The 11,499-nt window shown below is 67.0% G+C and carries 10 protein-coding genes and 1 tRNA gene; 1 reads left to right on the forward strand and 10 read right to left on the reverse strand.

The genetic code is table 11. The features are described 5' to 3' along the window. Positions 1–39: 39 nt before the first annotated feature. Both ABCR94_RS22870 and ABCR94_RS22875 read right to left on the reverse strand, forming a co-directional pair. Positions 40–822 carry a helix-turn-helix domain-containing protein gene (locus ABCR94_RS22870; protein ID WP_347121698.1) on the reverse strand — a complete coding sequence of 261 codons (783 nt, stop codon included), beginning with the start codon at positions 820–822 and terminating at the stop codon, positions 40–42. A gap of 109 nt (positions 823–931) precedes the next feature. After that, positions 932–1,005, reverse strand: a tRNA-Leu gene (locus ABCR94_RS22875). A gap of 98 nt (positions 1,006–1,103) precedes the next feature. Between ABCR94_RS22875 and ABCR94_RS22880 the strand changes: the two genes are divergently transcribed. Next, positions 1,104–1,754 (forward strand): ANTAR domain-containing response regulator, encoded by a 651-nt coding sequence (locus ABCR94_RS22880; protein ID WP_347121700.1) that lies wholly within the window; start codon positions 1,104–1,106, stop codon positions 1,752–1,754. A gap of 94 nt (positions 1,755–1,848) precedes the next feature. Here the strand turns inward: ABCR94_RS22880 and ABCR94_RS22885 are convergent, their stop codons facing one another. The 8 genes from ABCR94_RS22885 to ABCR94_RS22920 form a co-directional block, all read right to left on the reverse strand. Next, on the reverse strand, positions 1,849–2,565 hold the full coding sequence (locus tag ABCR94_RS22885; RefSeq protein WP_347121702.1) for an ABC transporter ATP-binding protein: 717 nt from the start codon (positions 2,563–2,565) through the stop codon (positions 1,849–1,851). Further along, positions 2,562–3,446 (reverse strand): ABC transporter ATP-binding protein, encoded by an 885-nt coding sequence (locus tag ABCR94_RS22890; RefSeq protein ID WP_521977651.1) that lies wholly within the window; start codon positions 3,444–3,446, stop codon positions 2,562–2,564. Before ABCR94_RS22890 ends, ABCR94_RS22885 begins: the two co-directional genes overlap by 4 nt. 5 nt (positions 3,447–3,451) lie before the next feature. Continuing rightward, positions 3,452–5,185, reverse strand: coding sequence for a branched-chain amino acid ABC transporter permease (locus ABCR94_RS22895; RefSeq protein ID WP_347122025.1), 1,734 nt, complete (start codon positions 5,183–5,185; stop codon positions 3,452–3,454). A 5-nt stretch (positions 5,186–5,190) separates the two neighbouring features. Beyond that, positions 5,191–6,123, reverse strand: coding sequence for a branched-chain amino acid ABC transporter permease (locus ABCR94_RS22900; RefSeq protein WP_347121706.1), 933 nt, complete (start codon positions 6,121–6,123; stop codon positions 5,191–5,193). A 107-nt stretch (positions 6,124–6,230) separates the two neighbouring features. Beyond that, positions 6,231–7,463 carry a branched-chain amino acid ABC transporter substrate-binding protein gene (locus ABCR94_RS22905; protein ID WP_347121708.1) on the reverse strand — a complete coding sequence of 411 codons (1,233 nt, stop codon included), beginning with the start codon at positions 7,461–7,463 and terminating at the stop codon, positions 6,231–6,233. Between the two features lie 544 nt (positions 7,464–8,007). Then, entirely contained in the window at positions 8,008–8,412 is a 405-nt protein-coding gene (locus ABCR94_RS22910) for a hypothetical protein (protein ID WP_347121709.1), read from the reverse strand. Between the two features lie 170 nt (positions 8,413–8,582). After that, positions 8,583–9,065: a PaaI family thioesterase gene (locus tag ABCR94_RS22915; protein ID WP_347121711.1), complete on the reverse strand. Its 483-nt coding sequence runs from the start codon at positions 9,063–9,065 to the stop codon at positions 8,583–8,585. Between the two features lie 69 nt (positions 9,066–9,134). After that, positions 9,135–11,414, reverse strand: a complete 2,280-nt coding sequence (locus tag ABCR94_RS22920; protein WP_347121712.1) for an FdhF/YdeP family oxidoreductase — start codon at positions 11,412–11,414, stop codon at positions 9,135–9,137. Positions 11,415–11,499 lie beyond the last annotated feature (85 nt).

An 11,499-nucleotide genomic window follows, 5' to 3' on the forward strand; every position in this document is an offset into this window, starting at 1 on the left:
CCCCTTCCGATCGGAAGGGGCCCTTCTCATGGCCACGGGTCAGTACTTGGGCCCGATGTGGGCGTCCATGAGCGCGACGGAAGCACGCTTGGCGACCGAGATGTTGTAGAGCTGGCCGTGCCGGGTGCAGTGCTTCCACTCGATGCCGAGGCGGTCGAGGGTGTCGGTGTAGAGCTGACGGATGTCGTCGGAGACGTTGGTGAACCAGTAGCGGGGATACTCGTACCGCTTCCGCTCGCCGCCCACGAGGCGCGTGGTCCAGTTCATGTTCCGGCATCCGTCGGAGTGGACGAGGCCTCGGAGAAACTCCCATGGGTGCTCGTCGACTATGTGCTGCTGCCAGGGCTCCAGTGCGATCTCACGCTCGTGCTTCTTGCCTGGCCCGTGCTGGGGAAACAGGCACGGCCAATGCCGACCGTAGCTGGTGACGGCCACGCACCCCGGCCGCTGGAGTACGTACACCTTGTCCGCTGGACGTACCGCTGTGATGGCGTCGCGGCACAGGCCGATGAGTTCCGGCCAGGCGTCGGCGCACGCTATGCGCAGGTAGTAGCCGACTTGGCGGTGTGGACTGATGCAGCCGTCGCCCAAGTAGAGGCCCAACAAGTAGGCGTACGCGACGGTGTCGTCCGGAACGCCGGGTGTGGAAAGGCATCTTGGGCACGGTTTGGCCTGCCCGAGCATGCGCGGTAGTGGTTCGACCCGGATCTGCCAGTCACGGATCGCGGACCGGGAGATACCGGTCCGCTTACTGACGGAGTTGAGGCTGTGGCCTTGGGCGACGAGTTCCAAGGCCTGCTTTCGAGCGGCGAGGTCGTACATTCGACCGAGCCTGGCTGGATCTTCGCAGCTCGGTGAATGATTGCTCGCAGGTTCACGCGAGTGGGTGAAATTCACCGCTTCTCGCGTGACCTTGGAATCTAAGGAAAAGTGCCCCAGGTGGGATTCGAACCCACACTGTCGGCTGTTTGAGAGCCGCCTCTCTAACCATTGGAGTACTGGGGCCTTAGAAAGGAAGGACGGAGGCCGCCCTGTGTGACCCAACCATACCGTAGCTAGGTAGGCTCTTGGGGAGCTGTATCTGCCGTGTATCGAGGAGCCCTGTGACCACCCCCGAGTCGCCCCAGCCCGCCGCCGACGACGACAAGTCGCACGTCCCGCCGCTGACGACCCGTGTCGTCATCGCCGAGGACGAGGCCCTCATCCGCCTCGACCTCAAAGAGATGCTGGAGGAAGAGGGCTACTCGGTCGTCGGCGAGGCCGGAGACGGGCAGCGCGCCGTTGAACTCGCTCGTGAGCACCGGCCCGACCTGGTCATCCTCGATGTGAAGATGCCCGTCCTGGACGGCATCTCCGCCGCCGAACAGATCACCGCGGAGTCGATCGCCCCCGTCCTGATGCTGACCGCGTTCTCGCAGCGCGATCTTGTCGAGCGGGCGCGGGACGCGGGTGCGATGGCGTACCTGGTGAAGCCGTTCAGCAAGAGTGACGTCGTACCGGCCATTGAGATGGCGGTCTCGCGGTTCACGGAGCTGAAGGCGCTGGAGACCGAGGTCGCGGATCTGACGCAGCGACTGGAGACGCGGAAGCTGGTGGACCGGGCGAAGTCGGTGCTGCAGACGCAGTACGGGCTGACGGAGCCGGCCGCGTTCCGGTGGATCCAGAAGACGTCGATGGACCGCAGGCTGTCGATGCAGCAGGTCGCGGAGGCGGTCATCGAGGACGCCGAGGAGAAGAAGGCCGCGAAGGGCTAGCAGGCCCGGTCTGCAAGCCGGTACGCCGGTACGTACGAAGAGGCCCGTTCCCGGGATTCCGGGAGCGGGCCTCTTCGTACGCGTACTGAGAGCGTCAGTCCTCGCCGAGGTACGCCTTGCGGACGGACTCGTCGTGCAGGAGGTGCTGGCCCGTGCCGGAGAGCACGATCTTGCCGATCTCCATGACGTGGCCCTGGTCGGCGAGCGACAGCGCGGCCTGGGCGTTCTGCTCGACGAGGAGGATCGTCGTGCCTTCGGCCTTGAGGCTGACGATGGTCTCCATGATCTTCTGCATCATGATCGGGGAGAGGCCCATGGAGGGCTCGTCGAGCATGAGCAGTTTGGGCCGGGACATGAGGGCGCGGCCCATGGCGAGCATTTGCTGCTCGCCGCCGGAGAGGGTGCCCGAAGCCTGCTTCCGACGCTCTCCCAGAATCGGGAAGAGGTCGTAGGCGCGCTGGATGTCCTTTTCGATGCCCGCCTTGTCGGTGCGGAGGAATGCCCCCAGTTGGAGGTTCTCCGCGATGCTGAGGCGGGGGAAGATGTGACGTCCCTCGGGGGAGTGCGCGAGCCCGAGTGCCACGATCTTGTGGGCGGGCACGCCGTGGAGAGGCTTGCCCTCGAAGGTGATTCTCCCGCTGCTGGGCTTGAGGAGCCCCGAGAGGGTGCGGAGGGTGGTGGTCTTGCCTGCGCCGTTGGTGCCGATGAGCGTGACGACCTGGCCGGCTTCGACGCTGAAGGAGATTCCCTTGACGGCTTCGATCTTGCCGTACGCGACCTTGAGGTCTTCGACCTCTAGGAGTGCGGTCACTTGGTCTCGTCTCCTTCCGTGCTGGTGGGGCTGGTAGTGCTGGTGGTGCTTTGAGCCTCGGCCGCTTCGACTTCGGCCACCTCGTCGGAGCCGGGGGCGCCTTCGAAGGGGGTGCCGAGGTAGGCGGCGATGACACGCTCGTCGCCCTGCACGACTGCGGCGGTGCCTTCGACGAGCTTTTCGCCCTGTACGAGGCAGGCGACGCGGTCGGAGAGGTTGAAGATGAAGCGCATGTCGTGCTCGATGACGAGTACGGCGATGCCCTGGTCCCGGATGGCGAAGACGAGTTCTTCGGTGGTGCGGGTTTCCTGGGGGTTCATGCCGGCTGTGGGTTCGTCGAGGAGCAGGAGGCCGGGTTCGCTGGCGAGTGCGCGGGCGATTTCCAGCTTGCGCTGGTCGCCGTAGGGCAGGTTGCGGGCGAGGTGGTCGGCCTTGTCCTGGAGACCGATGAACTCCAGGAGTTCCATGGCGCGTGCGTGCGACGTGGCTTCGGCCTTCTTGAAGCCGGGGCCGCGCAGCAGGGCGGACCAGAGGCCTTCCTTGGTCCTGGTGTGGCGTCCGACGAGGACGTTTTCCAGGACGGTCATGTTCGAGAAGAGCCGGATGTTCTGGAAGGTCCGGGCGATGCCTGCCTGGGTGACGAGGTGGGGCTTGGGCGGCAGGACGGTGCCCTTGTAGGTGACTTTGCCTTCGGTGGGCACGTAGAGGCCGGTGAGGCAGTTGAAGAAGGTGGTCTTACCGGCGCCGTTGGGCCCGATGAGGCCGACGATCTCGCCTGCGTTGACGGTCAGGTTGACGTTGCGAACGGCGGTCAGGCCGCCGAAGCGCATTGTCACGCCGCTGGCGTCGAGGACCGGGGTGGTCTCGGTGGTGGTCGTCATGTCGTTCACGCCCCCGCCTTCGTGACGCCGACGCCGCCGGACAAGCCCTTGTCCGGTACGTCGAGTTGGTCGTTCTCGTGGTACTCAAGCTGGGCGCGCCGGTTGGCGATGAGGCCTTCGGGGCGGAAGCGCATGAGCAGGATGAGCGCGATGCCGAAGCCGAGCAGCTGGTAGTCCTGAAGGAACTGCAGCTTGGCGGGGATCATGTAGAGGAGCGTCGCGCCGATCAGGGGTCCGCTGATGGTTCCCATGCCGCCGAGGATGACGGCGGCGAGGAGGAAGGCGGAGTTGGGCGGTACGGGGCCCGCGAAGACGTACATCTCGGGGACCACGGTGCTCTGGACGTGTGCCTGGACCGTGCCGGCCAGGCCGGCCAGGGTCGCGCCGAGGGCGAAGGCGATGAGTTTGACGCGGAAGCCGTTGATGCCCATGGCGGTGGCGGCGGTCTCGTCCTCGCGGATGGCGACCCAGGCGCGCCCGATGCGGGAGCTGCCTGCGCGGCTGAAGACGAGGATCACGAGGATCATCGCGAGCAGCATGAGCATGTAGTAGTTGGCGTACGAACCGAGCTCGAAGCCGCCGATGGTGTGGGGTTCGCCGAAGTCGTATCCGAAGAAGACGAGGTCGGGGATGTTCGGTACGCCATTGGGGCCGTTGGTGACCCGTGGGCCCGATACGCCGTCGAGGTTGCCGACGGTGATGCGGAAGATCTCACCGAAGCCGAGGGTGACGATGGCGAGGTAGTCGCCGCGGAGCCGCAGGGTCGGGGCTCCGATGACGACGCCGAAGATCAGGGAGACGAGTCCGCCGGTGAGGACGGATGCCCAGAACGGGAACTGGACGTCGAACGCGGATGCGGTGGTGCCTGAGACGAGGGCGGCGGTGTATGCGCCGACGCCGAGGAAGGCGACGTATCCGAGGTCGAGGAGCCCGGCGAGGCCGACGACGATGTTCAGCCCGAGTGCGACGGTCGCGAAGATGAGGATGTTGACCGCGATGAGGGTGAACTGGTCGGTGTTCTGGGTGAAGGGGAAGGCCGCGGCGGCGACGAAGGCCGCTGTCAGTGCGATGGGGCGGTACTTGGTGGTGAGCCCCGAGAGCCGCGCCATGAGGCCGGCCTTGAAGATGGCGGCGACGGCGAAGCCTGCGGTGATCATGTAACCGGTGAAGAGCTCGGCGTACTCGGTGTCGATGCCGTAGGTGACGACGAACAGGCCGATGCCGAAAGCGACAACGATGATCAGGATTTCGGCCCAGGAGGGCAGAACCTTGGGGCGCCGGGCCTTGCGCGTGTCGTCGGGGAGCTGGAAGGCCGCGACGACGGGGATGACGGATGCCGCCGCTGCGACGTAGCCGCCCGGTTCGAGATTGACCACGCCGCCGAGTTCGACGGTGATGGCGATGATCGTGAACCAGGTGGTGCCGAAGGCGCCGAGTGCGAGTAGCTGGAGGGCTTTGGTGGTGCCGGTGGGAGCCAGCCAGCGCAGCCCCTTGATGTTCAGCGAGGCCAGGGCGAACAGGGTGGTGAGGAGGCCTGCGACAAGGGTGAGGACCTGGAGACCGCCGGGATATCCGTAGACCGTGAGGTCGCCGGGGAATTCGTCGGTGTAGGTCCAGGACATGAACGTGCTGGCGATCGTGGCAAGGCCGCCGACGGCGGCGAGCCGACGGAACAGAACCGTGCGGGGGTTGTCGCCGACCGGTGCGGTCTCGGCTGTCTGCGTGGTGTCGGTTGTCATGGCTCTCACGCCCGATCCGCGACGCGCTCACCGAGCAGGCCTTGTGGCCTGACGAGGAGTACGACGATGAGAAGTACGAATGCCCAGACGTTGGCCCAAGCGCCGCCGCCGAGCTGCTGCATCCCGGGAATCTCTTCGATGTAGGCGATCGACAGGGATTCCGCGAGGCCCAGGACGACTCCGCCGACCATGGCTCCGTAGATGTTGCCGATGCCGCCGAGTACGGCTGCGGTGAAGGCCTTGAGGCCGAGGATGAAGCCCATCTCGAAGTTGATCTGGCCCTTGTCGAGGCCGTACGCGACTGCTGCGACGGCTGCGAACGCGGCACCGATGGCGAACGCCATCACGATGATGCGGTCCGTGTTGATGCCCATTAGCTTCGCGGTGTCGGGGTCCTGCGCGGTGGCCTGCATGGCGCGGCCGCTGCGGCTCTTCGCTACGAAGAGGCCCAGGGCGAGCATGCACAGGGGTGCGAGGACGAGAACGAAGGCATCGGCGCGCTGGAGGTACAGGTTGTCGAAGAGCTTGAAGGACTCGCCCTGGAACTCGGGGAAGCTTCGCGGCTTCTTGGCATCCGGGTAGAAGCCCCAGACAAGCTGCTGGAGAACGATTGAGAGGCCGATTGCGGTGATGAGCGGGGCCAGCCTGGGGGCGCCGCGCAGCGGCCGGTACGCGAAGCGTTCGGCGGCTGTGGCGACGGCGACGGAGGCGATGGCGCCACCGACGATCATGAGGGGAATGGCCACGAGAAGTGACGTTCCGCTGGGGAGCGCGATGTAGGCGGTGAGGGCGCCGAAGCCCCCGATCATGAAGATCTCGCCGTGGGCGAAGTTGATGAGCTGGACGATGCCGTACACCATGGTGTACCCGATGGCGATGAGGCCATAGAGGGCGCCGAGTGCAAGGCCGTTGGCCAGCTGTTGCGGCAGTTCGTGCACCGCAGGGCCTCCGATGAGCTTGTCGGATATGACTCCGCGCGAGGGCGCTGTTGCGCCCTCGCGCGGTGGGGATCAGGTCGTGATGTGGTGCGGGGTGGTGCGGTGGATCAGTCCTTGAAGGTGGCGGACTTGACGTCCTTCCAGACCTTGCCCTCGACCTTGTAGACGGTGAGCTGCTTGTTCGTGGTGTCGCCGTACTCGTCGAAGGCGACCTTGCCGGTCACACCGTCGAAGGCAACCTTGGCCATGGCCTCGACGACCTTGGCGCGGGCGTCGTCCGGGAGCTTGCCGTCGTTGGCGGCGACCACGCTCTTGACGGCCTGGATGATGGCCCAGCCGGCGTCGTACGAGTAACCGCCGTAGGCGGCGTACGGGTCCTTGTAGCCTGCGGCCGAGTAGTCGGCGATGAACTTCTTGGCCGTCGGGAGCTTCTCGACCGGGTAGCCGATCGAGGTGGCGAAGTCACCGTCGTTCGCAACGCCGGAGGCGCTGATGAAGGCCGGGTCGTAGATGCCGTCTCCACCCATGGTGGGGATCTTGGCGCCGGTCTTCTTGATCTGGTCGGAGAGCAGGCCGCCCTCGGGGTACTGACCACCGAAGTAGACGGAGTCGGCGCCGGAGGACTTGACCTTGTCGGCGGTGCTGGAGAAGTCGGTCTCCTTCACCGTGACGTGGTCGGTGCCGGCGATGCTACCGCCGAGGCGCTTGAATTCGGCGGAGAAGATGGCGGCGAGGCCGGCGCCGTAGGTCTGCTTGTCGTCGACGACGTAGACCTTCTTCTTCTTCGCGTCGTTGTACAGGTACTGCGCGGCGAACTTGCCCTGGACGACGTCCGTGGCGGCGGTCCTGAAGTACGTCTTGAACGGACGGTCCAGCTTGCCCGAGCCCCAGTTGTCACCCTGGCTCAGCGCCGGGTTGGTGTTGGCGGGGGAGACCTGGACGACGCTGGCCTTTTCGAAGTCACCCTGCATGGACTGGGCGACGCCGGAGTTCAAGGGGCCGACGGCTCCGATGACGTCCTTGTTGCCGACGAGCTTGGCGGCGTTGGCCTTGCCGGAGGCGGGTACAGCCTGGTCGTCGAGGGCTTCGATTTTGAACTCGACGCCGGGGACCTCGTTGTTCTTGTTCGCGGTCTTGGCCGCGAGGTCGACGGAGTTCTTGATGCCCTGGCCGAGTGCGGACAGCGACCCGGTCAACGGGGCGTCGACGCCGATGACGACGGTGGTTTTTTTGCTGCTGTCGCTCTTCTTGTCGCCGTCATCACGCGACCCGCAGGCGGTGAGCGTGAGCGCTCCCGTGGTGACCACTGCGGTGAGGATGAACAAGGAACGCTGTCGCACGGTAAGTCCTTTCCCTGGCGCGGCCTCCTCTGCTGAGGTGCCGTTTCGGTCGCCGGGCCGTCCTGGGGCGGAAGGGGCGGGCTGCAGACGCGCCCGGCGGCGCGGTGACTGGCCGTGACTCTAGGCGCAGGTGATGAGGTCGGGGAGCGGGCAGCGCAGGATGTGACTGTCTTGTTATGCCGAGGGCAACACTCAGTGGGAACTATATAACTAAAAGGGACTTATAGTCGCGCTGGGTAATTGCCCACATGCTGAGAAAGCCCAGTTCCGCTCAGGCGCATGAGGTGATCTTGGTGCTGACCGAGGCTGGAGTGAACGAAGTGTGGAGGCGGGGTCGGCGGCGTGGCGGCTGTCGAGAGCGAAGCTCGGATTCCCTCGGGCGTGATTGTTACGGAGCGTTACATCCGGGAGGTCGGTCGGCCTCCGTGGTACGCGGCGGCAGCAATTGATCATGCCGCGGGGGTCGCCACCGCCGGGGCGGAGGGTAGGGGGCCGAGGCCATGGATATACGCGGTCTGCTCGGCCGTCAACGCCCAGGGCCGGTTCATCTCGGCGGTCGCCAGTTTTCCGAGCTGCCGGTGGCGCCCTTCGCGGCCTCGCAACGCGCCGCGCTCTCGCGGCTGATCAGCGCCTCGGCAGCGGCCGTGCCGCGTTTCTCCTGCTCAGAGCGTGCGGCGGCCAGAATCTGCTCGTGGATTTCGTACTGTTCGTTGGAGAGGCCCTTCTGCTCCCAGTCCAGGCCGGCCCATTTCCCGCCCCTGAGCGCCTCCTTGGCCCAGTACGAGACGAGCGAGGTGCACAGTCCGCCGGGGGTTGTGCGACGGGGCGCCGGGCTGTCACTCGGGGTGATCCCGGAGGTGTCGCTTCCGGTGCATCCGGTCATGGCGGCGAGGAGCACGAGCGTGCACCCGATGCCCGCTCGGCGCGCCGATGTACCGACTGAACCCACCTTCGCAGGTTAGGGGTTGGCCGGTTCGTTTGTCTCGGCTCGGGGCGTTGTCGGTCGACTGCGGCGCGGTGTGGACGGCCCGGCGAGGGCGGGCGCGGACCACGGGCTGTATGCGTAGCGCCACCCGGCCGGGGCGTGGTCGGGCCGGGTGGTGCGGTGTGACGTGCCGGTCAGCCCGCGACCGGCGGGGCCGTGGAGCTGTCGATGTCGCGCAGCAGGCAGGTGAGGCGGGCCGTGCAGACCCGCTTGTCCTGGTCGTCGGTGATCACGATCTCGTAGGTGGCCGTGGAGCGTCCGCGGTGCACGGGGGTGGCGACGCCGGTGACCAGGCCGCTGCGGGCGCCCCGGTGGTGGGTGCAGTTGAGGTCGACGCCCACGGCGAGCTTGGAGATGCCGCCGTGCAGCATGGAGCCGATGGAGCCGAGGGTCTCGGCGAGCACCGCGGAGGCGCCGCCGTGCAGCAGCCCGTACGGCTGGGTGTTGCCCTCCACGGGCATGGTCGCGACGACGCGCTCCGCGGAGGCCTCGATGATCTGCACGCCCATGCGGGTGCCGAGGTGGCCTGCGGAGAAGAGTGCGGGCAGGTCCACGCCGAGGGTGGCGTACTCGTCGATGACCTCTTGCGGGAACTTCACAGCTGTCTGCTCGCCCATGGGGCCCGGCTCCGATCGTCGTGCTGCTCGTCGTGCGGCGTCCTGGCGCCCACGTGCTTAAGCGAACGCTTAGGCGGGTGGTGATTGTTCCAGACGGACAATCACGGACTTGCTCGCGGGTGTGTTGCTGGTGTCGGCGGTCGAGTCCAGGGGGACCAGCACATTGGTCTCCGGGTAGTACGCGGCGGCGCAGCCCCGCGCGGTGGGGTAGTGCACCACCCGGAAGCCCGGTGCGCGCCGCTCGACGCCGTCCTTCCATTCGCTGACCAGGTCGGTGTACGAGCCGTCGGCGAGGCCCAGGTCACGGGCGTCGTCGGGGTTGACGAGGACCACGCGACGGCCGCCCTTGATGCCGCGGTAGCGGTCGTCAAGGCCGTAGATCGTGGTGTTGTACTGGTCGTGGGAGCGCAGGGTCTGCAGCAGCAGTCTGCCTTCGGGCAGTGCCGGGTACTCGACGGGTGCGGCGGTGAAGTTGGCCTTGCCGGTGGCGGTGGGGAAGCGGCGCTCGTCGCGCGGGGCGTGGGGGAGGGTGAAGCCGCCGGGGTGGGCCACGCGTGCGTTGAAGTCCTCGAAGCCGGGGACGACGCGGGAGATCCGGTCGCGGATCGTCGCGTAGTCCTTCTCGAAGTCCTCCCAGGGGGTGGTGGACGCGGGGCCGAGGGCGGCGCGGGCGAGGCGGGCGACGATGGCCGGCTCGGAGAGCAGGTGCGGTCCGGCGGGGGTGAGGTTGCCGCGGGAGGCGTGCACCATGCCCATGGAGTCCTCGACGGTGACGAACTGCTTGCCTGCCGCCTGTACGTCCTTGTCGGTGCGGCCGAGGGTGGGCAGGATCAGGGCGCGGGTGCCGGTGACGACGTGCGAGCGGTTGAGTTTGGTCGAGACGTGGACGGTGAGGTCGGCGCGGCGCATCGCGGCCTCGGTGACGTGGGTGTCGGGGGAGGCGGCGACGAAGTTGCCGCCCATCGCGAAGAAGACCTTCGCCCGGCCGTCGCGCAGCGCCTGGATGGCCCGCACGACGTCGAAGCCGTGGTGGCGCGGTGAGGTGATTGCGAATTCTTTGTCGAGGGCGTCCAGGAAGGCGGGGGCGGGGCGCTCGAAGATGCCCATGGTGCGGTCGCCCTGCACATTGGAGTGTCCGCGCACTGGGCACACGCCGGCGCCGGGGCGGCCGATGTTGCCGCGGAGCAGGAGGAAGTTGACGACTTCGCGGATCGTCGGCACGGCGTGCTTGTGCTGGGTGAGGCCCATGGCCCAGCACACGATGGTGCGCTGTGAGGCGAGGACCATGCGCAGGGCTTCCTCGATTTTTGCGCGGTCCAGGCCGGTGGCGGTGAGGGTCTCGTCCCAGTCGGCCTCGGCGGCGGTGGCCGCGAACTCTTCGTACCCATGGGTGTGTTCACGTACGAACGTTTCATCGATCGCGCCGTCGGTCTGCACGATCAGTTTGTTCAGGAGGCGGAAGAGGGCCTGGTCGCCGCCGAGGCGGATCTGCAGGAACAGGTCGGTGAGCGCGGCGCCCTTGAGCATGCCCTGGGGGGTCTGCGGGTTCTTGAAGTGCTCCAGGCCCGCCTCGGGCAGCGGATTGACCGAGATGATCTTCGCTCCGGCGGCCTTGGCCTTCTCCAGGGCGATGAGCATCCGCGGGTGGTTGGTGCCCGGGTTCTGCCCGGCGACGATGATCAGGTCGGCCTGGTGCAGGTCCTCCAGGGAGACGCTGCCCTTGCCGACGCCGATGGTCTCGCTCAGCGCCGAGCCGGACGACTCGTGGCACATGTTGGAACAGTCCGGCAGGTTGTTGGTGCCCAGCTCGCGGGCGAAGAGCTGGAGCAGGAAAGCCGCTTCGTTGCTGGTGCGGCCCGAGGTGTAGAAGACGGCCTCGTCGGGGGAGGCCAGCTCCTTGATCTCGGTGCCGATGATCTCGAAGGCCCGCTCCCAGCTCACCGCTTCGTATCGCTCGGCGCCCTTCTCCAGGAGCATGGGCTGCGTGATGCGGCCCTGCTGGCCCAGCCAGTACCCGCTGCGGCCCGCCAGGTCCGCGATCGGGTGCGCGGCGAAGAAGTCGGGGGTGACGCGGCGCAGTGTCGCCTCCTCGGCGACGGCCTTCGCGCCGTTCTCGCAGAACTCCGCGGTGTGGCGCTTGTCTTCCTCGGGCCAGGCGCAGCCGGGGCAGTCGAAGCCGTCCTTCTGGTTGACCTTGAGGAGGGTCTGCGCGGTGCGGCGCACTCCCATCTGCTGCTGTGCGATCCGCAGGGTGTGCCCGATGGCGGGCATTCCGGCCGCGGTGTGCTGAGGCGCCGCGACCTGCGGTGCGTCCTGGACCGGGTCATCTGCGGGCGGCTTGGCAGCCATGGTGCTCCCCTTCGAGCTCTGAGCATGCGTAGGCGTATGCGTATGCGTTGCGGCGTTCTGCTGCGTACACAGGTCCGGCTGTTCC

It is taken from the genome of Streptomyces changchenzhani (assembly GCF_039766235.1).
Taxonomy (GTDB): domain Bacteria; phylum Actinomycetota; class Actinomycetes; order Streptomycetales; family Streptomycetaceae; genus Streptomyces.